The organism is Nonomuraea sp. NPDC049269 (genome assembly GCF_043197155.1).
In the GTDB taxonomy this organism is placed as follows: domain Bacteria; phylum Actinomycetota; class Actinomycetes; order Streptosporangiales; family Streptosporangiaceae; genus Nonomuraea.
Genome location: NZ_JBICSO010000001.1, coordinates 1,702,080 through 1,725,399 on the forward strand (window position 1 = coordinate 1,702,080; position 23,320 = coordinate 1,725,399).

Genomic DNA, 23,320 nt, shown 5'->3' on the forward strand with positions numbered 1-23,320 from the left:
GATCGTCACCCTCAAGTGGTGTCGCCGGCGACCAATCGCACGCTGGACCTCAAGTCAGGACGGGCGGGCGGGCCATACCCGTTGGTGTCGAGTTCGCGCAGCAACGCCTCCATCAAGCCGGCGGCGGCGCGATCGCCGATCTGCTGACCGGCCGGGTCAACCCCTCCGGCCGGCTGGCCGAGACGATCCCCCTGCGCCTGCATGCCCAGGCCGATCGGCCGATCATCACGGCGACCGGCGGCGACCTCGCCTACGTCACCCTCACCCTGACCGACGCGGACGGAACCCTCCACACCTCTGCCGACTGCCCGATAACGCTGGAGGTCTCGGGTGACGGCGTCCTGCTCGGCTTCGGCAGCGCCGACCCGGACACCGAGGAACGCTTCGACGCCACCGAGCGCCGCACCTACGACGGCCGCGCCCTCGCCATCCTGCGCCCGACCGGCACCGGCAAGATCCGGCTGCTCGCCTCCGCCCCGGAATGCGACACCGTTGAGATCCTGATCGAGGTGGAAGAGCGTGATTAATCACGAGTCCGTCGTCCGGTGGCTATTCGCCCCAGCCCGCGTACGCGTCGGCTGAGCGTGCCACGAGCGCGTTCGCCAGCCGCTCCAGCGCAGCCCAGTCCGGCAACGCCGGCGCACGCGGGTCATCCGGTCCGTCCTCCGCCCGCCGGTGCTCCGCTGCCAGCCGGAGACCTTGGCCGGACTGCGATCGATGATGCCGTCCCGGACAGCCTGCTGCAGCACCCTCACCAGGATGGCAAGGCTGTTCTTAGGAGCGGCGGTCCCAGAGGTCGAGCATGCCGGTGCCTGCCTCCTGTCAGCAGCGACCAACTCGGCATGCTCGGTCGCCTCTGACCCCGCGGCTCACCGCTCACGCCGGACGGCCGGTCCCATCCGGGACCGGCCGGCCTGCGTGGACGCGACGGTGCGCTTGACCGTGGGTTGATCAAGGGTAGGGATGGGGCTCGGGGTTGGTCGCGCCGCCGTAGTCGGCGAATCGCTTGTGCAGCAGGGGCGGCGCGCTGGGCGGGCACAGGCTGAGGGTGTCCGGGGACCAGACGCGGCAGACCGTGAGACCGAGCTGGCGGACGTCTGGAGTGGTGATGTCGACGTAGCCGAGCTGTTTCCCGGTCCTGGCGAAGGCTGCCACCAGCGCTTTCACGCGGGTGCGGAGGTCTGGGGCCGCGTCAGGGGGCAGGTCGCTCGCCGAGGCCTCCACGTGGACGGCGAAGCGCTTGTCGATGATCGCGGCGTTGGCCGGATCCGTGTAATAGGCCACGTTGTCGTCGAGATCGAAGAAGCGGTCCTTGTCGGTGGCGTTACTGTCCTCGATGGCGGACTTGGCAGCCATCCAGTTGGCGTAGCGGAACACCGCGACGGCTTCGAGGAGGGCCTTGTACATCGCCTGGCCCAGGCGCTGGTCGCTGCCCAGGCCCGCGACGACCGGCGCATTGCCGGGGTGCTCGTCGCGGTAGACGCAGGCGATGGTGAAGCCGGGCAGGTCGGGACTGGGCAGGAGATGGAACTCCGGGGGCGGCGTGCCTGGCGACCAGTGGCGGTCGATCAACAGGGCGAGGGCCCGCAGCCGGCCGTCAAGAAGGATCTTGATCGAGGGCTGACCGCCGTACCAATGCCCGATCACGCAGTCGAGCTGGATGAGCTCCTCCACCGCGCCGAGCAGGGCTTTGCCCGGGTCGCTGTGGGTCGCGGTGCCGGTGGTCACCGCGGCGTTCACCCAGGGCTCGCCGTCCTTGCGCCGGGGCAGGTAGCCGACCAGCGTGAGCTGGGCGGGCATCCAGTAGGGCTCGTCCGAGGTGAGCGAGTCGGCGGGCAGCCAGCTCATCGGGGCCTCGGGGTCGAAGTGCTCGAAAAGGAAGCCGTCGCGGCCGAGCTGCTCGTCAGAGAAGAAGGACAGGCACTGATCGGACGGAATCCCGCGGGCGCGGCTGCTCATTGCGCGGTGACTGGCGAACAGGAGCCGGTCGCGGTGCAGGGCGAGGAACGAGTGGTGGCAATAACGTTCGGCCGACTCCCCGAGTGACTTGATGAGGGGCTCGTCGAGCAGGATGCCGGCCCCGCCCAGGTGGTGGCGCTCGGCGGGGATCGGTCGGGCGCCGTACAGAACGTGCACGCCGGTGAGTTCGGCGCCGGCGATGGCGATGCGTGGTTCGCCACGTGAGCGGGCGCTGAACTTCAGCCGCGGTATCAGGCCGCACACCGGGTTCAGCATGCGCCGGGCCAGCACCCGGGTGCCCGTGTCGAAGGGTGTGGTCCGTGGGACGAGGCGCGCGGCCGGCGCGGCGGTGCGCTGGTCAGCCATGGAGCCACTCTTTGGCCTGGAAGTAGAGCTCGGCTTCGTCGCGCTGCGCGACCGGCGAGCAGGCCGGGCAGCCGGGGATCTGCAGGACCTCGTTGACGGTCGTCTCCCATGTGGGGAGGTAGATGCACAGCATCTTGCCATGGGTGAAGGAGGCGCCCGTATGGGCAAGGTTGATCGCTTCCAAGGCGAGATGGGAGCAGAGCAGCGAGGACAGCGCCGGCAGCATGGGCGGACGTCCCCCCGACGCTTGTGCGCTGGTGAGCGCGTTTTTGTATCGGTGGTAGCCCGCGCCGTCGGCGAGGTTCATCGTGATGCGCGTTTCCAGACAGGTGTAGCAGGGGCCGCGGCCCGGGTGGAAGGTCGGGCCGACGAACAGGAAGGGCCCATCGATGGTGCCGTGCAGCCAGGGCATGCCGACTTCCAGGGCGATCCGGTTGAACAAGCTCACCGCTACCGGGTCCACCCGCGTATCGGCCCACACGGTGATGCCGCCTTCCCAGGAGGCGAACGTCTCGGCGACTTCGTGAAGCCGCAGCCCGTGCGTGGTCCAGCCGGTGTCGGCGGCGCTGAGCACCCCGAGGACGGGATCGTCGCTGGCGTCGGCCACGTCGAGCTCCGGATCGCTGGCCGCGATCAGCTCCGTGACGCGGGCGGCCATCTCGCCGTCGCCGATCACCCGTATCGGGCGGGTGGGTGGCGGCGGCCCGGCGAGCAAGTCGGCGTAGCGGTCGAGGTAGTGGTCGAGCGCGCTCGTCGCACCGTCCTCGATCACGTCGAGCGTCCGCAACTGCTCTAGGAGCGAGGACATCTCCTCCATGCCGATGTTCGCCCGCGCGGCGAGCTCGGCCACGTCCCGGGAGCCGTCCAGAGCGTTCACCACCGGGAACAGCCAGCCGCGCCGGGCTTCGTCGGTGATGGTGTGCGAGGTGGCGCTCCACACGCCCTGCCTGAGCTCGACCGTGTCGGGGTCATGCCCGATGACCGAGAATGACCGCTTGATGCGCGGTGATGCGGACTGTGTCACGTATTCTCCTGCGGAAGCGGTCGGCCGCCCGGCCGGCCGAGGACGATCAGATGCAGCAAGGCGGTCCGCAGGCCGTCGACCCGGAGGACCTCGTGGGCCTCCTCGTCGTAGTAGGTCGACCAGTCCGTGCCGGCCAGGCCGAGCGCGGTCGCGGTGAGATGGACATGCTGGGCCATCGCCCCCACCTCGTGCAGCACGAAGCGCAGCCCGCGCGGGCCGTACTTGCGCATCGAGCGCCAGGGGCGTCCGACGAACAGCACGACGAGCGCCGCTCGGTCGATCGGCAGTAGGTCGGGCAGCTCGTCAAGGCCACAGCGCAGGAGCGCGGCCAGTTGCCGGGGGCCGCCGTGGCGGTCCAGGCAGTCCAGGCGAGGGGCGTATCGGTACAGGCCCGGCTCCAGGTCAGTCACCTCGCGTGCGGCGAGGTGGAGTTCGACCGGGTACAGTCCGCCGCCGCTGGGGACGGCGCGGTGCGGCCGGCCGGCCTCGTGGCCGAAGCACGCTCCGGCAGCCCGTAGCAGCGCGGCGGTCTCGGACAGCGTCACCGGGGCTCCGCTGAAGGAGCGGATGCTGCGCCGGGCCGCGATCACCTCATCCAGCGCCATCCGCGCCGGCGCCGAATCCGGTAGCTCGACGCGGCGCGTCGCGGGGATGCTCTCCTCATCGGTGTGGCTCAGCGTCTCCATGCTCGCGGTCGTGAGGTAGTCGGCCACCGAGCGCTGCAGCTGACGGTCGTGGCGGCGGAGCCGGCCGGCGTACAGGAACTCCTCGGCGGGCGAGGCCGACCGGGAGATCCCGAGATGGGAGTGCCGGAGCTGATTGGTGTGGAAGGCCGTGCTGTCCAGCCACGGGCCGGCCGCACGGAAGAAGTTGGTGCCGAGCGCCGAGCGCAGCACCGGCGAGTTCTCCATCTGTACCGATCCTTGAACGAGGTGGGCGGCATCAGTCATGGCAGGGGTCGGGGGGGGGGGGGGGGGGGGGGGGGGGGGGGGGGGGGGGGGGGGGGGGGGGCCCCCCCCCCCCCCCCCCCCCCCCCCCCCCCCCCCCCCCCACCCCCTTGTCTCGTTACTCCTCCATGGCGACGGCGGCTGAGCTGCTGCTGCTGGTGATCGGGGCGACCAGAAGCTTGCCGTCGTCCGTCTCAATCGAGCAGGCGCTCAGTGTTTCGGTCGAGCTGATCGTCGAAAGCATTGTCTTTCTCCTTCCGTGAATGAGAATGCCGCCGTGAGGACTACGTGCCTCACGGGATCCACGCGATGTCTGATCGCGGGGCTTTTGAGCCGGGCCGGTGCCCGGGTGTCTTCACGCCTGCGGACTTGCGGGGTCTCGTGGGACCGGTGCGGTCGGCAGACGCTCTGGTTGATCTATCCGGCGTAGTCCGAGGTGCGCGACGGACAGGGCGCCCTGCTGGAACAGCGCCGTGCCCGTCGTGGTGAATTGCAGCCAGTCGGCGAGTGCCGTTTCGTCGCGCTCGACGTTTCCGAGCTGATCGCAGCACCTGCGCAGCTGGGCGGCCCATGTCGCGAAGGTGCGCGCGTAGTCGTCGCGGTGGGTCCGCACGTGGATCGGCTCCCACCAACGTCCGCAGGCGGCCAGGAGCTGGTCGAGCGTGAGAAGGGTGCCGGTCAGGCGCAGGCGTCGCATCGCCTCGACATACTGTGCCGCCTCGGCCGGCCAGCGCGCGCTGTGCCCCCGGATCGTGCTCTCCAGCGCCAGATGGGCGCCCGGTCTGGTCCACGCGTGTGCGTGGGCGAAGAACTCCGCGTAGGTCTCGGGCGTGCCGTCCACGTTCTCCAGGAGCCCGATGCTGACGACCGCGTCGTAGGGTCGGTCGGGGGTGAAGGCGCGATAGTCGCCTTGGTGGACGGTCACCCCGCGCAGCCGCAACTGCCCGGCCTCCCGGCAGGCCTCATCGGAGGCGTCGACACCACACGCGGCTGCCACACCGTGTTCTTGGCTCAGATAGCGCAGGAGGCCGCCGTAGCCCGAGCCCACGTCGAGGACGCGTGACTGGACGGTCACCTTCGCCCAGTCACTCAGCAGCCGGTATTTCGCGAGCTGGGCGGCGTCGAGGTCGTTCGTCCCCTCCCAGAGCCCGCAGCTCAGCGCCATGGTCTTGCCCAGCCAGCGGCGATGTGCGGCGGCGTCGAGCTCGGAGACAGTCATAGGAAAGGCCTTACGAGAGAGCGGGTGATCTACGAGGCTCATACCCGCACGATAACTATCCGTAGCGCTATGATTACATTCCGCTACCGCTACGCTCGCATTGTATTCGGGGCTCCGGAGACGGCGGAGGAACTTCAAGCGGCGAGTCCTCGGCCGCCGCCGAGGATCTAGGGGCGCCGGAGTTCAAGGAAGAAGCCATCCGCATGGCGCTGGAGGGCGAGCGGACGGTCGCGTCGGTGGCGCGCGAGTTCGGGATCAACGCCAGCGCTCTGGGCAGCTGGGTGAACCGGTATCGGATCGCGAGCGCCCAGGACGAGCAGCCGCCTTCTTCGCGGCCGAGAATCGATGACGCTGGCCAAGTACGAGCTGATCGACGCGGAGAAGGCCCACCACGCGATCGCTCGGGCTGATGGCGCGAATCCCTTAGGTCGGGTGGCCTGGAGGAATCTCACCTTCGGGCCACCCGGTCTGAGGAACTGGAGCTATGCGCCGGTGATAAGCCGTCGTTCCAGGGCGATGATCGGCTCGATGCTCTGCAGGTCGTAGTTGCTCAGGATGACGGCCGTCCAGTCCATGTCGAGGTAGACGGACCAGCTCGTCGAGATGCCGCCCGCACCACCTCCGTGGGTGATGATGCGCTGGTTGTTGTAGGTGGCGGCCACAGGCCCGTACGCCTGGAAGGTCTCCCCTCGAAGGGAACTGCCGGAGGGGTCCTCCCTCAGCGGCTTCGCGGAGATCTTTCCGTTCATGTACAACTCGGTGTAGGGCCGTGCGGTGAGCTTGCCGCCTTGCAACGCGACCGCGAAGCGCACCAGATCCGGGGCGCTGGAGAAGCCGTTGCCACCGCCTGTCCCCATCCATCCCCGTGCCGAGTTGCTGCCTTGGCCGGCGTCGCCGTAGACGGAGCCCTTGTCGAGGTTGCGGACGGCGTCAACCCGCGTGCCGTCCTTCTGATACATGTACGGATGGGCGATGCGCTCATCGGCCAGCCACTGGCTGCGGTTGTAGTAGGCGGAGTCCTCCATGTCGGCCGGGAGGAAAATGTTCTGGTGGACGTAGTCCTGGAACGACTTGCCGGAGACCTTCGCCACGAGTTCGCCGAGCAGCGTGTAGCCCATACTGCTGTAGGCCTTCTTCGTTCCGGGATTGAACTCCAGTTCGAATGTTTTCAGATTCGCCCAGAAGTCCGCCATCTGCTCCGCGTAGCTGTTGTGGATCTTCTCTGGCGGCGGCTTCTCGCCGGCGCGCCGGGCGTCGCCCAGGCCACTGGTGTGCGTCAGGAGATGGTGCACGGTGATGCTTTCGGCCATTTTCGTCGGCAGGCCATCCAGATGCTTGCTCACCAGGTCGTAGAACTTGAGCTTGCCCTGCTGGACGAGCTGCACCACAGCCAGCCCGGTGAACGGCTTGGAGGACGAGGCCAGAGCGTAGATGGTGTCGACCTTGTTCGGGACCTTGCCTTCCTTGTCCGCCCACCCGTAGGCGCGGGCCAGGACCTGACGGCCGCGGTGCGCGATCATCACGGTGCCGGAGAACTCGTCCTTGTCCGCCAGTTCTTTGATGTGCCGATCGAACGCGCCTCCAGGACGCAGATCCTTGGGGATCCGGCCAGAACCTGATGAAAGGTCGGCGGTTCCCTGCGCGGCCAGCAGGCCACCGGCCGCCAGCGGAACTGCTCCCAGGAACCCGAGTGCGGAACGGCGCGAAGGGTCGTGGCCAAGTGAGGGATGTGACAACGCCATGGAAATCCTTTCACGAGAAACGATCTGCGAGGGATGTAAGCGCGCAGGTCGTTTCCTCGGCGTTTCCGCAGCCTTCTTGAGGGTTGGGCCACGCCGAGGCCACCGCCGCAGCCGCGGCCGCCGAGAAAGGCGCGACCTACAACGAACAGGTGGCCTCGCGGATCGTCGAGGCGGATGCGGGCGAGGGCCTGATCGGTCGGCACGATCGCCCGCCGCACCCGCTCGCGCGGTGCGACGAGCGACTCGGCCGCGCGAGCGAAGTAGTCGTGCGCCTCGGATGGGTCACCGATATACAGCAACGTGACACCCGCAGGTGGGCAGGCGAGAACGCGCCCGGCGACGGGTCTCCATGCCGGTCGCTGTCAATGTCGTACCACGCGGGTGCGAGCGCTGTCTGCGCGTGTTTTCCTCGGGCTGCGATCTCTACCGGGCGTGCTCTTCAACCGCCACCCGGTCACGTGATCGGCCGCTGGGATACGGCAGCATGGGCGTCGGCCAGGGTTTGAGCGAGGACGCGTACCGCCGATCGGATCCGCTCCTGTGGGAGGTGGGTGTATCCCAGGACGATCGCGTTGCCGGGTATGGAGGTCTCGGCGTAGCCGGACAGCGGGCGAAGGTCCAAACCTCGAGCGGCGCCACGCGCGGCGATCTCCTGGGCGGAGATGCCGTGCAGTGCGGCCAGGACGTGCATGCCCACGGATATCGGCTCCGGGCGGATGGCGTCGCCGAGCTGGCGGTCGAGTTCGTCGATGAGGAGCCGCTGGCGCTCGCCGTACACGCCGCGCATTCGCGTGATGTGCTGGGCGAGGTGTCCTTCGGAGATGAAGTCCGCGGCGGCGGCCTGCACCGCGAGCGGCACGGACAGCGACATCGTGACGGCGGCCGAGGCGAGCGCGTCTGCGATGGCGGCGGGCGCCACCACGTAGCCCAGGCCCAGACCCGGGAAGGTGACTTTGTTGAGGGTGCCGATGTACACGACCGATTGGTGATCGTCGAGGCCCTGCAGGGCGGTCAGCGGCCGGTTGTCGTAGCAGAATTCGCTGTCGTAGTCATCCTCCAGGATCCACGCATCGTTGCGCGCGGCCCAGTCAAGTAGCTGCAGGCGCCGCCGGAGCCTCATGACGATGCCGGTCGGGAGTTGGTGAGAAGGCATCACGTAGGCGGCGCGCGCACGTGGTGCCAGGCGTTCCGCCGCGTTCACGTCGATCCCCCCGTCGTCGATCGGCACGGGTACGACGTTCGCCCCGGCGAAAGCCAGAGCCGTTCGCGCCTCGGGGTAGCCGGGGTCCTCACACCACACGTCGTCGCCGGGATCGAGCAGCGCATGAGCGCAGAGGAAGATGGCCTGTCGCGCACCGGACACCACGATGATCCGATCAGGATCGGCCGTGACCCCACGCGAGAGTGTGAGGTGCGCCGCGAGTGCCTGCCGCAGGTCGAGCAGTCCAGCGGGGGCGGGCGAGGCGCTCCATGACATCGGTGCGCGGGCGTGCCGCGCCAGCATCCTCGCCCACAGCCGATGCGGAAACAGCTCCACATCGGGTTCGCAGGGAGTGAACGCCATCGGCCGGTCCTCCGCTGACCGGCCCGCAAACGTCTCGCTCAGCGAGGTGGGGGCGGCTGACGCCAGACGCATCCGCCGCGCCGGTCGGCGGTGCGGATCGGCACTCGGCGGGCGTTCAGCTCGGCCGCCCGCGCCCAAACCGGAGAGCTGAGGACTGACATAGGTGCCAGACCCGATCCGGCGCTCGATGAAGCCCTCGGCCGCGAGTTGGTCGAACGCCTCCACCACAGTCGAGCGGGAAATGCCGAGAGAGTTGGCGAGCGTACGGGTGGATGGCAGGCGAGCGCCCGGTTCGAACTGCCCGTTCAAAATAGCCGCCCTGAACCCCTGGTGCAGCCGCCAGCGTAGGGGCCTTCCGCTCTCTTGGGCGAGTGGAATGACCAGGGGCGAGAAAGTGGCCGGTGGGCGAGGCACGATAGTGGACTGCTCCATCGCGTATAAGTGGACCTGTTGGGTTGACCACTTTATGCGTACGGTCTCGCCCATGAGGTTCGCTCTGGACGACCAGATCGCCGCACAGCCGGACATGGTCGCGAAATTGCTCATCGTCGACTCGCCTCGCCTCGATGGAGGCCGGCCGATCATCTTCACGGGAATCGGCACCTCGCTGCACGCCGCGCGAATCGCCGCGGCGTGGACGTGGCACGTCTCCGGTGGCCGTATCCGAGCGGCGGCAGTCGACGCGCACGACCTGGCGCTGTGCTATCCGCTGACCGCCGAGGATCAAGTGGTGGTGATCAGCCATCGCGGTTACAAGCGGTATCCGAGCGCCGCGCTCGACAAGGCACGCGCGGCCGGTGCCGCCACGATCGCGATCGTGGGGGCGGATGCGCCTGATCAGCCCGCCGACGTCGTCGCGCGTACGTGCCCCAATGAGACGGCCGGTACCTTCACCGTTTCCTACCTGTCGTCGCTGGCCGTGCTGGGCGGGATGGTGGCCGGTCTGGAAGGGCCGCATCGGGAGCGGTTCGCGGCAGCGCTGGGGACCGTGCCCGAGGCGCTGAAGCTGACCCTGGCTGAGCCCGCTCCGATCCAGGTCGCCGAGGGCTGCGCCGCCAGTGAGCCGTTGCTGCTGGTCGGCTTCGATCTCGACGCGATTACCGCGGCCGAGGCCGCACTCAAGATCAAAGAAGGGGCTCGTCTGTGGACGGAGGCGATGTCCACGGAATTCTCCCTGCATGGCACACCCGCCGCCTTCCGCGCCGGAATGAACGTCATCAGCATCACGCCACGCGCTGACGACCAAGGACGGACGAAAACGCTGCGGGCACTGCTGGCCAAGCTCGGCGCGACCGTGTGGATCAGCGGCGAGGACGACGCAGACCTTAGGTTCGCACCGGTTGATCCGTGGATGCGCCCCTTCACGTCCATCGTGCCCTTGCAGCGGCTCACCGCGGAGCTCGCCCGGATACGCGGCACTGATCCCGACACCCTCCACGGCGGGGTGGAACCGTGGATGTCGGCCATGACCGAATTGACGTTGTGACCATGGCCCCTTCGCCGATTTTCTCGAACCCCCTCCCGCTGCCGACGGAGCCGTACCGGCCGCGTAGGACCGAATGGCTCGGGGTCACTGAGCGTGCGGGCTGGCGACTGAAGCTCATCGCCATCGCGGCCGGCAGCGAGCTTCCCGGCGATGCCGAGATCGAAGCCGCGCTTGAGGCGGCCGAGCGGGACCTGCCGCAACCCACGCGATCCGGGACAGGCCTGGGCGCCGGATTCCTGATCCTGCATCGTGGCACTGAGGCACTGTGGGTGCTCGTGTGCTGGTGGGAGGCCGACATCCTGTACGAGCGGCTATGGCGTGCCGACCTGGGCACGACGAACCTGCGGCCCGTACCGCCGGAGGGGCCCACGGCCTGCGTCTGGGAACTGCAGGCCATCGACCACGAACGGCGAGCCTGGATCAGGTACGTCCTGGAGCGCCCCGCAGCTCCAGACCTTTCCGGGTATCTCACATCGGGACCTGTCACCGAGAAGACCGCGTCATGACGACACGACGCGTCGCCGTCGTCCAGGCCGCGCCCCGCCTCTTCGATCTGCCGGAGACACTGCACCGTTTCCGAGACCTCCTGGCGCAGGCGGCGGCTGAGGGAACGCACCTCGTGGTGTTCCCCGAGGCGTTCATCGGCGGCTACCCCAAGGGCTCGACCTTCGGTGCGAGCGTGGGACGGCGCGACGACCAGGGACGCGCGCTGTTCGCGCGGTACCGCAGATCGGCAGTCGAGATCCCTGGTGAGGCGTTCGAGGAGATCAGCGCCGCTGTGGCGGCCCATGGAGTCCACGTGGTCGTCGGCATCATCGAACGCTCTGGCCGTACCTTGTACTGCTCGGCGCTGTTGTTCGCACCCGACGGCACGCTGCTGGCTCGCCACCGCAAGCTCGTACCCACGGGAACCGAACGCGTGATCTGGGGACGCGGCGACGCACGCGACGTCATCGTCACAGACACGGACATCGGGCGCATCGGCCTGGCCATCTGCTGGGAAAGCTACATGCCGCTCTACCGCACCGCCCTCTACGAGCGGGGCGTGCAGATCTATTGCGCGCCCACAGTGGACGATCGCGACGTATGGACGTCGACCATGCGGCACATCGCCGTCGAGGGCCGTTGCTTCGTGCTCTCGGCCAACCAGTTCGCCGGCAGGAACGACTATCCGCACGACTTCCCCGCGGCCGATCCGGCCGGCGCGGCCTCAGGGATCATCCAAGGGGGCAGTTGCATCGTGGACCCCTTCGGACGCGTGCTCACCGGGCCGTCCTTCGGCAAGCAGGACATGCTCGTCGCCGACATCGACCTCGCCGTGCTCGACGGCGCTTACCTCGACCTGGATGTCGTCGGCCACTACGCACGCCCCGACATCTTCCAGTTCCGTACCTCTCCACCAGAGTCATAGGAGAAATGCGTCCGCCGCTCTCGCCGGCAGGATCGACCACAACGTCATCGGCAGCAAGCTCTTGCGGGAGGTCGGTGCTCGTGCACCACGGGCGATCCGGCTCACCGGACGGTGACTTCGTTCACTCCTCCTGCCACCGGAGCCGTCTCGCCCGGCGTCGCAGAAGCCCAGCACAGCGAACCTGCACTTACCCTTCGGGGCTCCCTGGTACGGATTCAGGCGGATTCGCGGATGACCAGTTCGGTGGGGAGGATGAGTGGGGTGGGCTCCTCGCCGCGGATCAGGGCGAGCAGCATGCGGATCATCTCGCGGCCGAGGGCCTTGATGGGCTGGCGCACCGTGGTGAGGGTGGGATGGGTGTGCCGGGCGGTCACCACGTCGTCGAACCCCACGACCGCGATCTCGCCGGGTACGGCCCGGCCGTGCTCTTTCAGCACGCCGAGCGCGCCCACGGCCATCTCGTCGGAGGCGACCAGCACGGCGTCGAGGTCCGGATGGTCGGTCAGCAGGCGAGCCATCGCGGCGGCTCCGCTCGCCTCCGTGAAGTCGCCGTGCGCGACCCGCTCGGCCCCGAGTCCTGCCAGTGCCAACGCCTCGCGGAAGCCCAGGTAGCGGGATACGCCGACGTGCATGTCGAGCGGCCCGGTGATGGTCGCGATCCTGGTGCGGCCGGTGGAGATCAGGTATTCGGCCGCCTGGCGCGCGCCGTCGCGGTTGTCGGCGTCCACGTACCAGTGGTGGGAGCCGCCCAGGGAGCGTCCGCCGTGGACCACGGGGACGCCGCCTTCGGCGGCCACCTTCGCCAGAGGGTCGTTTTCCCGCAGGGCCAGCAGCATGACACCGTCGGCCCTGCGTGACTGCAGGACACGGGCCAGCCGGTTCCTGCCGCGCTCGGAGGCGGCCAGGATCAGCAGCAGCTCAAGGTCGGTCTCCTCCAGGGCGGCGTTCACCCCGACGATGACCTCGGCGAAGAAGGGGTTGGTGAACAGGGCCTGGTCGTCGCTGGAGACCGCCAGCACGACCGCGCCACTGCGCTGGGTGGCCAGGGAGCGGGCGGCGACGTTGGGTACGTAGCCCAGATCCTTGACGGCCCGCTCCACAGCCTGCCGCGCGGCCCGGCTAACATGCGGGGCGTTGTTGATCACCCGGGACACCGTGCCCCTGGACACGCCCGCCCGCTGGGCCACCTCGTCCAGCGTCGGCTGCCGATCCGTCATTTTTAGGAGCGCTCCCAAGTGTGTACGTGCTGGTCATGTGGAGGTTATCAGGCTTCCAGTCTGTGAGCGCTCCCAACGGTGATCAGGCCCTGGTGAGGGGGCTGAAGGGCCCGTCGGCCACGCGTTCCACCACGCCGTCCAAGATCTCGTCGATCGCGTCGAGCACGTCGTCTCCGAGGGTCGCCCCGGATGCCGCCGCGCTGTCGCGCACCTGCTCGGGCCGCGAGCCGCCGACGATCGCGGCCGAGATCTCCAGGCCGCGCAGCACCCAGGCGATCGCCAGTTGCGCCATGGTCAGCCCGAGGTCCGCCGCGATCGGGCGGAGCCGCTCCACGCGCGTCAGGATGTCGTCGGTGAGCAGGCGGCCCACGAACTCCTTGCGCGCCTCGGCGGGCGGCGCCTGGCCAGGGGAGTAGCGCCCAGCCAGCACGCCCTGGGCCATCGGCTGGTAGACGAGCTGGCCGACACCTTCCTTGGCGCACAGCGGGAGGATCTCTGGTTCGATGACCCTGCGCAGCATGTTGTACTGCGGCTGGTTGGACACGATCCGGTCCAGGCCCAGGTCGTCGGCGATTCGCAGCGCGTCGGCGAGCTGATCCGCCGTCCAGTCGGAGACGCCGACGTACAGGACCTTGCCGCTTCGCACCAGGTCGTCGAAGGCCCGCAGGGTCTCTTCCAAGGGGGTGGCGTAGTCGTAGCGGTGCGCCTGGTAGAGATCCACGTAGTCGGTGCCGAGACGGCGCAGGGAGCCGTCGATCGAGCGGATGATGTGCTTGCGGGACAGGCCGCGGTCGTTGGGGCCGGGGCCGGTGGGCCAGTAGATCTTGGTGAGGATCTCCACCGAGTCGCGGCGGACGCCCCGCAGCGCCTGGCCGAGCACCTCCTCGGCGCGGGTCTCGGCATAGGCGTCGGCGGTGTCGAACGTGGTGATCCCGGCGTCGAGGGCGGCGTGCACGCAGGACTCTACGGTGTCCTCAGTGAGCCAGTTGCCGTAGGCGATCTCACTGACCATGAGCCCGCTGTGCCCAAGATGACGAAATTTCATGAAGTCTCCCTTGTCGCGAGGTGTGGGGTGAGGACGAGGACCGATCGGCTCGGTGCCCCGCCGCCGATCAACATGAGCAGCAGGCGGACCATCTCCCGGCCCATCTCCTGGACCGGCTGATGGACCGAGGTGAGCCCGGCCTGCTCGGCGAGTGGCGAGTCGTCGAAGCCCACGACGGCTACGTCGGCGCGGCCGGCCTCACGCAGCACCCGCAGCGCGCCCAGGGCCATCAGGTCGGAGGCGGCGAAGACCGCGTCAAGGTCGGGCCTGCGGGCCAGCAGTGCCCGCATGGCAACGGCACCGCTCCGCTCGCTGAAGTCCCCGCCCGCCACGAGATCGGAACTCTCCTCGATCCCGGAGGTGGTCAGGCCATCACGGTAGCCCCCCAGCCGGTGGACGCTGACGAGCATGTCCATCGGTCCCGTGATGGTCGCGATCCGGCGCCGTCCCCGCTCGACCAGGTGCCGCACCGCCAGGTACGCTCCCGCCTGGTTGTCCACGTCCACGACATGAGCGGCGAGAGCGGGATCGAGCGGCCTGCCGCCCAGCACCGCCGGGAGGCCGAGCTCTCCCAGGTGGGACGGGAGCGGATCCTCATGGTGCAGCGAGAGCAGCAGGACCCCGTCCACGTGGCCGCCCCCGAGATAGGCCTCCAAGGCTGACCGCTCGCTGCTCGACCGAGCCATGGTCATCAGCAACTGCTTGCCGGACGACGTCAGCTGCGCCGCGATGCCGCGTACCACGCCCGCGAAGAACGGGTCGCTGAAAACCCGCTCGGGAGACTCTGAGATGACCAGCGCGACGGTGTCCGTGCGCCGGGTGACCAGCGAACGCGCGGCTCGATTGGGGGTGTAGCGCAACTCCTCGATGGCCTTCTGCACGGTGACCCTGGTCTTCGGGCGTACCTTGGAGGAGCCGTTGAGCACGCGGGAGACCGTGCTCCGGCCGACCCCCGCGTGCGCGGCCACCTGCTCGATCGTGGGTCTCACAACCCACCGCGCCTGATCACCTCGGCGTACCAGCGCGCGCTGTCCTTGGAGGTACGGCGCTGCGTGGCGAAGTCGACGTGAACCAGGCCGAACCGCTGGGAGTACCCGTACGCCCACTCGAAGTTGTCCAGCAGAGACCAGGCGAAATAGCCGCGCAGCGGCACTCCCTGCGCCACGGCGTCGTGGCAGGCGCGCAGGTGGCCATCGAGGTAGGCGATCCGGTCGGCGTCGTGCACCTGGTCGTCGTAGGCCGCGCCGTTCTCGGTGACGTAGAGGGCGGTCACCGAGTAGTCGCGGGCGAGCCGCACGAGCAGGTCGGACAGCCCGCTCTCGTCGACCTCCCATCCCATGGTGGTCCGCGGCCGCCCGCCGTCCACGAATCGCACCGTCTCCGACCCGACGTATGGGCTCGGCTTGCCCGCCGTGTGGGCGGAACCGTCGCCGGAGACGATGGCCGGGGTGTAGTAGTTGACGCCGAGGAAGTCCAGCGGTGCGGCGATCACCTTCAGGTCGCCGTCATGGACGTGCTCGAAGCCGGTCACCTCGGTCAGGTCTTCGACCACGTCCGCTGGGTATGCGGCCCGGAACAGCGGGTCCAGGAAGATCCGGTTGGCCACGCCGTCGATGCGGCGCGCGGCGTCCAGGTCCTCGGCCGAACCGGTGGCCGGGCTCACCTGGGCGGGGTTCAGCGTGATGCCGACCCGTGAGCCGCTCATGGCGTCGGCGGCCATGCCGTGACCGAGCAGCAGGTGGTGCACGGCACGGATGGCGGCGGCAGGCTCACGCCGACCGGGCGCGTGCTCTCCGGTGGCGTACCCGAGGAAGGCCGAGCACCAGGGCTCGTTGAGCGTGGTCCAGTTCGTCACCCTGTCGGCCAGCGCGTCGTGCACGGCGGCGGCGTAGTCGGCGAAGCGCAGGGCCGTGTCCCGCGCGGGCCAGCCACCGGCGTCCTCCAGCGGCTGGGGCAGGTCCCAGTGGTACAGCGTCGGCCACGGCTGGATCCCGCGGCTCAGCAGCTCGTCCACAAGGCGCCGGTAGAAGTCCAGGCCGCGCTGGTTGACGGCTCCCGATCCGCGCGGCTGCACCCGCGGCCAGGCCACGGAGAAACGGTAGGCGCGCAGGCCGAGCTCGGCCATGAGGGCGACGTCGTCGCGGTAGCGGTGGTAATGGTCGGCGGCGACGTCACCGGTGTCGCCGTCGCGCACGTTGCCGGGCTGCGCGGCGAAGACATCCCAGATCGAAGGCTCGCGTCCGTCCTCGGCGGCCGCCCCCTCGATCTGGTAGCTCGAGGTGGCGGCCCCCCAGAGAAAGCCAGGATCGAACGTGTTCACGCCTTGACGGCTCCTTCCATGATGCCGCCGATGATCTGGCGGCCGAATGCGATGAAGACGAACAGCAGCGGGAGCGTGGCGATCAGCGTCCCGGAGAACATGAGCGTGTAGTCGGTGTAGTAGGTGCTGGACAACTGGCTGAGCGAGAACTGAACGGTCGGGTTGTCGGCCTCCAGAACGGCCAGCGGCCACAGGAACTCGTTCCAGGTGCCCATGAAGGTGAACAGTCCCAGCACGGCGGCGCCCGGCCGTAGAGCGGGCAGCACGACCTTCCAGAAGATGCCGAAGGTCGAGCAGCCGTCCACCCGTGCCGCCTCGACCAACTCGTCGGGGACGGCCCGCTCGGCGTACTGCCGCATCAGGAAGACACCGAACGCCGAGACCAGGAACGGCACGATGACCGCCTGCAGCCGGTTCTGCCAGCCGAGCTCCACCATGATCATGTAGAGCGGGATGATGCCCATCTGGACCGGGATCATCATCGTGGCCAGGATGACGAGCAAGAGCGCGTTTCTGCCGCGGAAGCGCAGCTTGGCGAACGCGAAGCCGGCCAGCGAGCAGAAGAACACCACCGATACGGTCACGGTGATGGAAGCGATCGCGGAGTTGACCATTCCCAGCAGGAAATTGGCGTCCTCGGCCGCGAAGAGCCGCGTGACGTTCTCGCCCAGGTTGCCGCCCGGGGTGAGCGGCGGCGGCCAGTCACCGACGACGTCGTTGGCCCGGGTGGCGACGACGAACAGCCAGTAGATCGGGAAGACCGACAGCGCGATCGCCGCCAGCAGGGTGAGGTAGACCAGAGGGCCTGAGGTTCGCATGGCTATCTCGCTCTCCGCGTGACCAGGAAGTTGACCAGAGCGAAGACCACAATGAGCAGGAAGATCATCCAGGCGACGGCCGAGCCATAGCCGTAGTCGAAGTCTCTGAAGGCCTTCTCGAACATGTACATGGCCACGGTCTGGAACTGCCGCAGACTGCCGCCGGAGATGGCGTAGGCGCCCTGGCCGAAGATGAGCGGCTCGGTGAACAGCTGCATGCCGCCGATCGTCGAGATGATCACAGCGAACAGGATCGCCGGCCGGATCAGCGGCACCGTGATGCCCCAGAACTGCCTGACCCTGGAGGCACCGTCGATGGCCGCCGCCTCGTACACGTCGCGCGGTACCGACTGCATCGCGGCCAGGAAGATCAGCGCGTTGTAGCCGGTCCATCGCCAATCGACCATGACCGAGATCGCCAGCCAGGACGACCACTTGTCCGCCCGCCAGTCCACCGGGTCCATGCCCAGCAGGGCGAGCAGGCCGTTGGCCATGCCGGCGTCGCGGTCGAAGATCTGGCTGAACACGATGCCCACCGCGGCCACCGAGGTGACGATCGGCGCGAGCACTCCCATCCGGAAGAACGTCAGCGCACGCAGCCGCTGGTTGAGCAGGCTCGCCACGACCAGTGCCAGAAGCAACTGCGGCACCGTGGCCAGCACGAACATGCCAAGGGTATTGACGACCGCGTTCCAGAAGTCGGGGTCGGCGAACAGATCCGCGTAGTTCGCCAGCCCGACGAAGCCCGCGTCCCCTGCCAGGTCCCAGTCATGCAGCGAGACCCACGCGGTGTACAGCAGCGGGAAGAGCCCGAAGACCGCGAAGATCACGAAAAACGGCGCCACGAAGAGGTAGGGCGAGCCCACCAGGTCGAGGCGGGACAGCAGCCCCGCCCGCGACCTCGCGTGCGACCTCGCGTGCGAAGCGGATGACACCTTGCTACTTCGCAGCACGCTTGGCGTCCTCGACAGCCTTGGCCCACGCCTCGTCCGGCTGGAGCTTGCCCTGCTCGACGGCCGTCAGCGCGTTGCCGACGCGGTCACCGACCGGGTTGTTGTTCGGCCCCAGGTAGACCGGCTTGAGCGCCTTCGCGCTCGCTCCGAAGATCTTCCCGACGGGAGCGTTGTTGAAGTAGTCGTTGACGAAGCCCTGCACCGCCGGGTCGTCGATGGCCTGCGGCGACGAGGGGAAGTTGCTCTTGGCCTTGAACGCCGCGATCTGCCCCTTCGGGCTGGTGAGGAACTTCACCAGTTCGGCCGCTTCCTTCTGGTGCTTGCTCTGCGTCGGCACCGCGAGGAACGAGCCACCGCGAACGGCTCCGTCGCCTGGCACGCGCGCCACATCCCACTTGCCGGCGTTCTCCGGCCCCGCCTGCTCCTCGATGACGCCGAGCATCCAGGACGGGCACGGGATGGTGGCGAAGGTGCCCTTCTTGAACCCGGCGTTCCACTGCGGGCTCCACTGCGCGAGATTCGCCGACAGTCCGCCCTGGACCATCTTGACCGCCTGGTCCCAGGCGGCCTTCACTCCGGGATTGGTGTCGATCACCAGGTTGTTGGAGGTGTCGTAGTAGGTGTGGTCGCCCTGCTGCATCAGGATGTTCTGATAGATGCCCCCGGCCGAGTCGAAGAAGTGCGCTCCCGTCTTGGCCTGAGCGAACTTCTGCCCGGTGGCAAGGTAAGCGTCCCAGGTCGGCCAGAGCTCACCGACCTTCTCACGATCGGCGGGCAGTCCGGCCTTGGCCAGCAGGTCTGTCCGGTAGCACATGCCTTGCGCGCCGACATCTGTGCCGAGCCCGACGAGTTTGGCACCGTCGTTCGTGAGCGCCTGCTTCCACTTCCATTCCAGGAAATCGGCCTTCAGCGACCCGGCTCCGTGGTCGAGAAGGTTCACGAACTGCTCGGGCTTGGCCATGAACTGGATGAGGATGCCCTCCTCCAGCGCGACAATGTCTCCGGCTCCGCTGCCCGAGGCCATCCACTGCTGCAGCTTGGGCAGGTAGTCACCGAGCTGGGCGATGCTCTCCTGCTTGATCGTTATTCCGGGATGAGCGGCCTCGTACTGCTTGTACAGCTCCTCGTAGCCGAACTCGCTGAAGGTCTTGACCACCAGGGTGGTCTTTCCCTGCGTCGCGGCGTCCTGCGTCTGTGCGCCGGCGCCGCACGCCGCGAGCAGGCCGGTGAGGGCGGCGGCGATCAGTGGCCGCGCCAGCCGTGTCGTCATGTCATTTCTCCCCTGCTTCCGGGAGCGGTTCCAGAGCGGATGGAGGCACTGGATACACGCAACTACCTGCGTTGACGCCGCGGATTGTGCCAGTGTTCCAGAGCTTTTTCCGGACATAATTGGGAGCGCTCCCAGCCGATGTTAGGGGATTGTCGCACCGCTGAGAAGGGGGCGACGAGAGCAAGGTTCAATCTCTGCGAAACAGTTGACAGCTCGCGGTGCCCTGGCAGAAGATTCGGCACTGACGCCGCGGTGTGCCGGGGACGATCTGTCCAGCGACCTGAAAGGTCCCGGTATGTCCGCCACACTCAGGCTGTCCGCGGCCTGTGTCCTCCTCCTCGCCGGCCTCGCGACCCCCGCGCACGCCGACTCCTACGAAAGACTCCTGAACAGCGGCTTCGACAGCGGCAAAGACCCTTGGTGGAGCAGCCAGAACACCCCGTCACGCGTCGAATCGGGCCGACTGTGCGCCGACGTCCCGGCCGGGACCACGAACCCGTGGGACTCCATGATCGGCCAGAACGACGTCCCGTTGGAGGACGGCCAGCCGTACACGCTCCGCTTCACCGCCTCCGCCAGCCGGGACGTCACCATCCGCACCACCGTCCAGCTCGCCGGCCCTCCGTACACCACCCCTCTGGACCAGCGGCCCGAGCTGACGGCCACGCCGCGCACGTTCGAGTACACCGCGACGTCGAACGTCTCGGACTCGCACGGACAGGTGACCTTCCAGATGGGCGGCGCCACGGAGCCGTACACGGTGTGCCTGGACGAGATCTCCCTGGTCGGCGGGGTGCTCCCGCCGGGCGGCGTCCGGGACCTGGGCTCGCCGGTGCGGGTCAACCAGCACGGCTACGCGACCTCAGGCCCCAAGCGCGCCACGATCGTCAACCCCGGGACGGAGCCGCTGGAATGGCGGCTGCTCGACAAGCGCGGCGCAGCCGTGGCCCAGGGGCGCACCCGAGTGCACGGTGCCGACGCGATGTCCGGCGACCATGTCCACGTGGCCGACTTCTCGTCCGTCCGCAAGGCGGGCACCGGCTATACGCTCGCGGTCGGCGACCAGGTCAGCCTGCCGTTCGAGATCGGCGACGACCTGTACGACGGGCTGCGCAGGGACGCACTGGCGTACTTCTACCACAACCGCAGCGGCATCCCGATCGAGGCCGCATACGTCGGCGACACCTATGCCAGGCCGGCCGGGCACCTCGGCGTCGCGCCCAACCAGGGAGACACCCGCGTCCCGTGCCTGCCGGGCACCTGCGACCACACGCTGGACGTACGCGGAGGCTGGTACGACGCGGGCGACCACGGCAAGTACGTGGTGAACGGCGCCCTCGCCGCCTGGCAGCTCATGGACCTCTACGAGCGCTCGCGCGGGCAGAACGATCTGAAGGGGACGCGCGACGGCCTGCTGCGCATCCCCGAGGCTGGCAACGGCGTCCCGGACGTGCTCGACGAGGCCCGCTGGGAGGTGGAGTTCCTGCTTCGCATGCAGGTGCCCGCCAGCGGCCTGGTCCACCACAAGATGCACGACGCCGCGTGGACCGGACATCCGACGATCCCGCACCTGGACGCGCAGCCGCGCTACCTCTACCCGCCCTCCACCGCCGCGACGCTCAACCTTGCCGCAGCCGGCGCCCAGTGTGCCCGGATCTGGAGGACATGGGACCGCGCGTTCGCCCGACGTTGCCTTGAGGCCGCCGAGACCGCTTGGCGGGCGGCCCGTGCACATCCCGACCTTTATGCACCACCCGGAGGCGAGGGCGGGGGCGCCTACGACGACACCGACGTCTCCGACGAGTTCTCCTGGGCCGCCGCCGAACTGTACGCGACCACCGGGAAGCGCTCCTACCTGCCCTTCGTCACCACGAAACTGACCGCGGACGGGTTCTCCTGGCAGTCGACCGGCGCGCTGGCCGACCTGACCGTCGCCCGGCTGCCCGGCCGGTTCCCGGCCGCCATGTCCGCCGCCGCACGCAAGCGGGTGCTGTCCGTCGCCGGCCGCTACGTACGCGACATGAACGCTCAGGGCTACGCCAACCCCTACCTGCCGGCCGACGGCAAGTACGTCTGGGGCTCGACCAGCGCCACCACCAACAGCGCAATGATCATGGCGACGGCCTACGACCTCACCCGCGACCGCCGCTACCGCGAAGCGGTCCTGGAGTCGATGGACTATCTGCTCGGGCGCAACGCGCTCAACCAGTCCTACGTCACCGGGTACGGCGAACGGGCCAGCCACAACCAGCACCACCGATTCTGGGCCCACCAGATCGACCCGAGCCTTCCCACCCCCGCCCCCGGTTCCCTGGCCGGAGGGCCCAATTCCGGCCTCCAGGACCCGGTCGCCCAGCGCAACCTCGCCGGCTGTACGCCCGCCAAGTGCTACATCGACGACATCGGCTCCTGGTCCACCAACGAGGTGGCGATCAACTGGAACTCATCCCTTGCCTGGATCGCCGCTTTCACTGACTCCCTGTGACAGGGGTCCCTAAGAAAGGAAAGCAGTACATGCGAGTATTAACCCGGTTGGCGGCGATCACGGCCGCAACGGCGACCGCCCTGTCGGTGGCCGTCGCCACACCCGCAACCGCCGCGACCGAGCTGGTGGTCAACGGCACCTTCAGCACCTCCACCGCCCCATGGTGGAACTCGTCCAACACCTCCATGGCGGTGGACACGGGACGGCTGCGCGTCAACGTGACCGGCGGCACGGCCAACCCGTGGGACGCCATGGTGGCCCAGAACAACATCACCCTGACCAGCGGCAAGGCCTACACGCTGTCGTTCGACGCCGTCGCCTCCGCCTCGGTCAGCGCGGTCACCACCGTGCAACTGGCCGACAGCCCGTACACCAACACCCTGACGCAGACGATCGCGCTCACCACGACGAGCAAGCGCTTCAGCTTCCCCTTCACCTCCAGCCTGAGCACGGCGGCCGGACAGGTGTCGTTCCAACTCGGCAAGAACGCCGCCCACACCGTCCACCTCGACAACGTCTCCCTCACCGAGACGACGTCGGGGTCCGGGCCGATCGGCATGACGAGTGGTTTCTACGTCGACCCCAACTCCAACCCCGCCGTCTGGGTGCGCAACAACTCCGGCGACTCCCGCGCGACCCGCATCCAGTCCTCTATCGCCTCCAAGCCGATGGCCCGGTGGTTCGGTAGCTGGAGCGGCGACATCACCGCCGCTGTCTCCGGCTTCGTGGGCGCCGCCGACAGCGCCGACAAACTGCCGATCCTGGTCGCGTACAACATCCCCGGTCGCGACGCGTGCGGCGGTCACTCCGGCGGCGGCGCCGGTAGCGAAGCGGCGTACAAGACCTGGATCTCCGCGTTCGCCTCCGGCATCGGCAACCGACCCGCGGTCGTCGTCATCGAGCCCGACTCCCTCGGAGACTTCGACTGCATGAGCGAGACCGCGCGGCAGGAGCGCATCCGCATGCTGACCTACGCAACCGAACAGTTCCGCGACAAGGCCGCCAACACCTGGGCTTACCTCGACGCCGGCAACGCCGGCTGGACCGCGCCGGCGACCATGGCCTCCCGGCTGCAGAGCGTGGGCGTCGCGAACGTCCGCGGATTCTCGGTCAACGTCTCCAACTACTACACCACCAGCCAGTCGGCCACATACGGGAACGCGATCAACTCCGCGCTCGGCGGCACCGCCAAGTTCGTGATCGACACCAGCCGCAACGGCAACGGCTCCAACGGCGAATGGTGCAACCCATCGGGCCGCAAGCTCGGCGCCACGACGCAGATCGGCGGTGGCGGCGAGATGCTGCTCTGGGTCAAGGTCCCCGGCGACTCGGACGGCAACTGCGGCATCGCGCCGAACGTGCCCGCCGGGACGTTCAGCCCGGACCTCGCCATTCGGCTGATCGACGGCACGTAGTACCAGCCGAACTCGAATGCGGCCTCGGCCACGCCGATGACCGCTACCTGCACCTGACGACATCGCCGCCGGCTACGTC

22 protein-coding genes are annotated in these 23,320 nt (G+C 68.5%); 7 read left to right on the forward strand and 15 right to left on the reverse strand.

Annotated features, from left to right (window positions below; translation table 11 throughout):
• Nucleotides 1-11: 11 nt before the first annotated feature.
• A complete protein-coding gene (locus ACGFNP_RS07890; protein ID WP_393316061.1) occupies nt 12-293 on the reverse strand; it encodes a hypothetical protein in 282 nt (93 codons plus the stop codon).
• Between ACGFNP_RS07890 and ACGFNP_RS07895 the strand changes: the two genes are divergently transcribed.
• Nucleotides 225-527 (forward strand): hypothetical protein, encoded by a 303-nt coding sequence (locus tag ACGFNP_RS07895; RefSeq protein ID WP_393316618.1) that lies wholly within the window; start codon nt 225-227, stop codon nt 525-527. The genes ACGFNP_RS07890 and ACGFNP_RS07895 overlap by 69 nt on opposite strands.
• A gap of 424 nt (nt 528-951) precedes the next feature.
• Here ACGFNP_RS07895 and ACGFNP_RS07900 read toward each other — a convergent pair whose 3' ends face one another.
• The 5 genes from ACGFNP_RS07900 to ACGFNP_RS07920 all read right to left on the reverse strand — a co-directional run bounded on the left by ACGFNP_RS07900 (nt 952) and on the right by ACGFNP_RS07920 (nt 5,515).
• Nucleotides 952-2,325, reverse strand: a complete 1,374-nt coding sequence (locus ACGFNP_RS07900) for a YcaO-like family protein (protein WP_393316064.1) — start codon at nt 2,323-2,325, stop codon at nt 952-954.
• The gene (locus ACGFNP_RS07905; RefSeq protein ID WP_393316067.1) at nt 2,318-3,349 is read right to left on the reverse strand and encodes a TOMM precursor leader peptide-binding protein; all 1,032 of its coding nucleotides are present in this window, start codon (nt 3,347-3,349) and stop codon (nt 2,318-2,320) included. Before ACGFNP_RS07905 ends, ACGFNP_RS07900 begins: the two co-directional genes overlap by 8 nt.
• Nucleotides 3,346-4,260: a SagB/ThcOx family dehydrogenase gene (locus ACGFNP_RS07910; protein WP_358318760.1), complete on the reverse strand. Its 915-nt coding sequence runs from the start codon at nt 4,258-4,260 to the stop codon at nt 3,346-3,348. Before ACGFNP_RS07910 ends, ACGFNP_RS07905 begins: the two co-directional genes overlap by 4 nt.
• Before the next feature lie 154 nt (nt 4,261-4,414).
• On the reverse strand, nt 4,415-4,540 hold the full coding sequence (locus ACGFNP_RS07915; protein WP_393316070.1) for a hypothetical protein: 126 nt from the start codon (nt 4,538-4,540) through the stop codon (nt 4,415-4,417).
• 111 nt (nt 4,541-4,651) lie between these two features.
• On the reverse strand, nt 4,652-5,515 hold the full coding sequence (locus ACGFNP_RS07920) for an SAM-dependent methyltransferase (RefSeq protein ID WP_393316073.1): 864 nt from the start codon (nt 5,513-5,515) through the stop codon (nt 4,652-4,654).
• Nucleotides 5,516-5,619: 104 nt separating this feature from the next.
• On the opposite strand from ACGFNP_RS07920, the gene ACGFNP_RS07925 reads away from it, so the two are divergent.
• On the forward strand, nt 5,620-5,925 hold the full coding sequence (locus ACGFNP_RS07925) for a transposase (protein WP_393316621.1): 306 nt from the start codon (nt 5,620-5,622) through the stop codon (nt 5,923-5,925).
• 72 nt (nt 5,926-5,997) lie between these two features.
• Here the strand turns inward: ACGFNP_RS07925 and ACGFNP_RS07930 are convergent, their stop codons facing one another.
• Nucleotides 5,998-7,257, reverse strand: a complete 1,260-nt coding sequence (locus ACGFNP_RS07930) for a serine hydrolase domain-containing protein (RefSeq protein ID WP_393316076.1) — start codon at nt 7,255-7,257, stop codon at nt 5,998-6,000.
• A gap of 454 nt (nt 7,258-7,711) precedes the next feature.
• Nucleotides 7,712-9,307: a PLP-dependent aminotransferase family protein gene (locus ACGFNP_RS07935; protein WP_393316079.1), complete on the reverse strand. Its 1,596-nt coding sequence runs from the start codon at nt 9,305-9,307 to the stop codon at nt 7,712-7,714.
• Between the two features lie 52 nt (nt 9,308-9,359).
• Here ACGFNP_RS07935 and ACGFNP_RS07940 point away from each other — a divergent pair, with 52 nt between their 5' ends.
• Genes ACGFNP_RS07940 through ACGFNP_RS07950 form a run of 3 tightly spaced genes read left to right on the forward strand, consistent with a single transcriptional unit; the run spans nt 9,360 to nt 11,718 of the window.
• Complete coding sequence (locus tag ACGFNP_RS07940) at nt 9,360-10,307, forward strand: SIS domain-containing protein (RefSeq protein WP_393316082.1); 948 nt, start codon at nt 9,360-9,362, stop codon at nt 10,305-10,307.
• A 2-nt stretch (nt 10,308-10,309) separates the two neighbouring features.
• Entirely contained in the window at nt 10,310-10,813 is a 504-nt protein-coding gene (locus ACGFNP_RS07945; protein WP_393316085.1) for a hypothetical protein, read from the forward strand.
• Nucleotides 10,810-11,718 carry a carbon-nitrogen hydrolase family protein gene (locus tag ACGFNP_RS07950; protein ID WP_393316088.1) on the forward strand — a complete coding sequence of 303 codons (909 nt, stop codon included), beginning with the start codon at nt 10,810-10,812 and terminating at the stop codon, nt 11,716-11,718. The genes ACGFNP_RS07945 and ACGFNP_RS07950 overlap by 4 nt, the downstream gene beginning before the upstream one ends.
• Before the next feature lie 215 nt (nt 11,719-11,933).
• Here ACGFNP_RS07950 and ACGFNP_RS07955 read toward each other — a convergent pair whose 3' ends face one another.
• The 7 genes from ACGFNP_RS07955 to ACGFNP_RS07985 form a co-directional block, all read right to left on the reverse strand.
• Nucleotides 11,934-12,935 (reverse strand): LacI family DNA-binding transcriptional regulator, encoded by a 1,002-nt coding sequence (locus tag ACGFNP_RS07955; RefSeq protein WP_358318752.1) that lies wholly within the window; start codon nt 12,933-12,935, stop codon nt 11,934-11,936.
• A gap of 82 nt (nt 12,936-13,017) precedes the next feature.
• Nucleotides 13,018-13,980, reverse strand: a complete 963-nt coding sequence (locus tag ACGFNP_RS07960; RefSeq protein WP_358318751.1) for an aldo/keto reductase family protein — start codon at nt 13,978-13,980, stop codon at nt 13,018-13,020.
• Entirely contained in the window at nt 13,977-14,969 is a 993-nt protein-coding gene (locus ACGFNP_RS07965; RefSeq protein WP_358318750.1) for a LacI family DNA-binding transcriptional regulator, read from the reverse strand. Before ACGFNP_RS07965 ends, ACGFNP_RS07960 begins: the two co-directional genes overlap by 4 nt.
• Complete coding sequence (locus ACGFNP_RS07970; protein WP_393316092.1) at nt 14,966-16,300, reverse strand: GH1 family beta-glucosidase; 1,335 nt, start codon at nt 16,298-16,300, stop codon at nt 14,966-14,968. The genes ACGFNP_RS07965 and ACGFNP_RS07970 overlap by 4 nt, the downstream gene beginning before the upstream one ends.
• A complete protein-coding gene (locus tag ACGFNP_RS07975; protein ID WP_358318748.1) occupies nt 16,297-17,118 on the reverse strand; it encodes a carbohydrate ABC transporter permease in 822 nt (273 codons plus the stop codon). The genes ACGFNP_RS07970 and ACGFNP_RS07975 overlap by 4 nt, the downstream gene beginning before the upstream one ends.
• Before the next feature lie 2 nt (nt 17,119-17,120).
• Nucleotides 17,121-18,071, reverse strand: a complete 951-nt coding sequence (locus tag ACGFNP_RS07980) for a carbohydrate ABC transporter permease (protein WP_393316095.1) — start codon at nt 18,069-18,071, stop codon at nt 17,121-17,123.
• A complete protein-coding gene (locus ACGFNP_RS07985; RefSeq protein WP_393316098.1) occupies nt 18,058-19,341 on the reverse strand; it encodes an ABC transporter substrate-binding protein in 1,284 nt (427 codons plus the stop codon). The genes ACGFNP_RS07980 and ACGFNP_RS07985 overlap by 14 nt, the downstream gene beginning before the upstream one ends.
• A 295-nt stretch (nt 19,342-19,636) precedes the next feature.
• Here ACGFNP_RS07985 and ACGFNP_RS07990 point away from each other — a divergent pair, with 295 nt between their 5' ends.
• A complete protein-coding gene (locus ACGFNP_RS07990) occupies nt 19,637-21,826 on the forward strand; it encodes a glycoside hydrolase family 9 protein (RefSeq protein ID WP_393316101.1) in 2,190 nt (729 codons plus the stop codon).
• A gap of 29 nt (nt 21,827-21,855) precedes the next feature.
• Nucleotides 21,856-23,241, forward strand: a complete 1,386-nt coding sequence (locus tag ACGFNP_RS07995) for a glycoside hydrolase family 6 protein (RefSeq protein ID WP_358318744.1) — start codon at nt 21,856-21,858, stop codon at nt 23,239-23,241.
• The last annotated feature ends 79 nt before the right edge of the window (nt 23,242-23,320 follow it).

What these genes read in the sequence shown, in the direction of transcription:
- ACGFNP_RS07900 (WP_393316064.1), bottom strand. Translation starts at nt 2,325, where the DNA reads ATGGCTGACCAGCGCACCGCCGCGCCGGCCGCGCGCCTCGTCCCACGG.
- ACGFNP_RS07910 (WP_358318760.1), bottom strand. Translation starts at nt 4,260, where the DNA reads ATGGAGAACTCGCCGGTGCTGCGCTCGGCGCTCGGCACCAACTTCTTC.
- ACGFNP_RS07915 (WP_393316070.1), bottom strand. Translation starts at nt 4,540, where the DNA reads ATGCTTTCGACGATCAGCTCGACCGAAACACTGAGCGCCTGCTCGATT.
- ACGFNP_RS07920 (WP_393316073.1), bottom strand. Translation starts at nt 5,515, where the DNA reads ATGACTGTCTCCGAGCTCGACGCCGCCGCACATCGCCGCTGGCTGGGC.
- ACGFNP_RS07930 (WP_393316076.1), bottom strand. Translation starts at nt 7,257, where the DNA reads ATGGCGTTGTCACATCCCTCACTTGGCCACGACCCTTCGCGCCGTTCC.
- ACGFNP_RS07935 (WP_393316079.1), bottom strand. Translation starts at nt 9,307, where the DNA reads ATGGGCGAGACCGTACGCATAAAGTGGTCAACCCAACAGGTCCACTTA.
- ACGFNP_RS07945 (WP_393316085.1), top strand. Translation starts at nt 10,310, where the DNA reads ATGGCCCCTTCGCCGATTTTCTCGAACCCCCTCCCGCTGCCGACGGAG.
- ACGFNP_RS07950 (WP_393316088.1), top strand. Translation starts at nt 10,810, where the DNA reads ATGACGACACGACGCGTCGCCGTCGTCCAGGCCGCGCCCCGCCTCTTC.
- ACGFNP_RS07955 (WP_358318752.1), bottom strand. Translation starts at nt 12,935, where the DNA reads ATGACGGATCGGCAGCCGACGCTGGACGAGGTGGCCCAGCGGGCGGGC.
- ACGFNP_RS07960 (WP_358318751.1), bottom strand. Translation starts at nt 13,980, where the DNA reads ATGAAATTTCGTCATCTTGGGCACAGCGGGCTCATGGTCAGTGAGATC.
- ACGFNP_RS07975 (WP_358318748.1), bottom strand. Translation starts at nt 17,118, where the DNA reads ATGCGAACCTCAGGCCCTCTGGTCTACCTCACCCTGCTGGCGGCGATC.
- ACGFNP_RS07985 (WP_393316098.1), bottom strand. Translation starts at nt 19,341, where the DNA reads ATGACGACACGGCTGGCGCGGCCACTGATCGCCGCCGCCCTCACCGGC.
- ACGFNP_RS07990 (WP_393316101.1), top strand. Translation starts at nt 19,637, where the DNA reads ATGTCCGCCACACTCAGGCTGTCCGCGGCCTGTGTCCTCCTCCTCGCC.
- ACGFNP_RS07995 (WP_358318744.1), top strand. Translation starts at nt 21,856, where the DNA reads ATGCGAGTATTAACCCGGTTGGCGGCGATCACGGCCGCAACGGCGACC.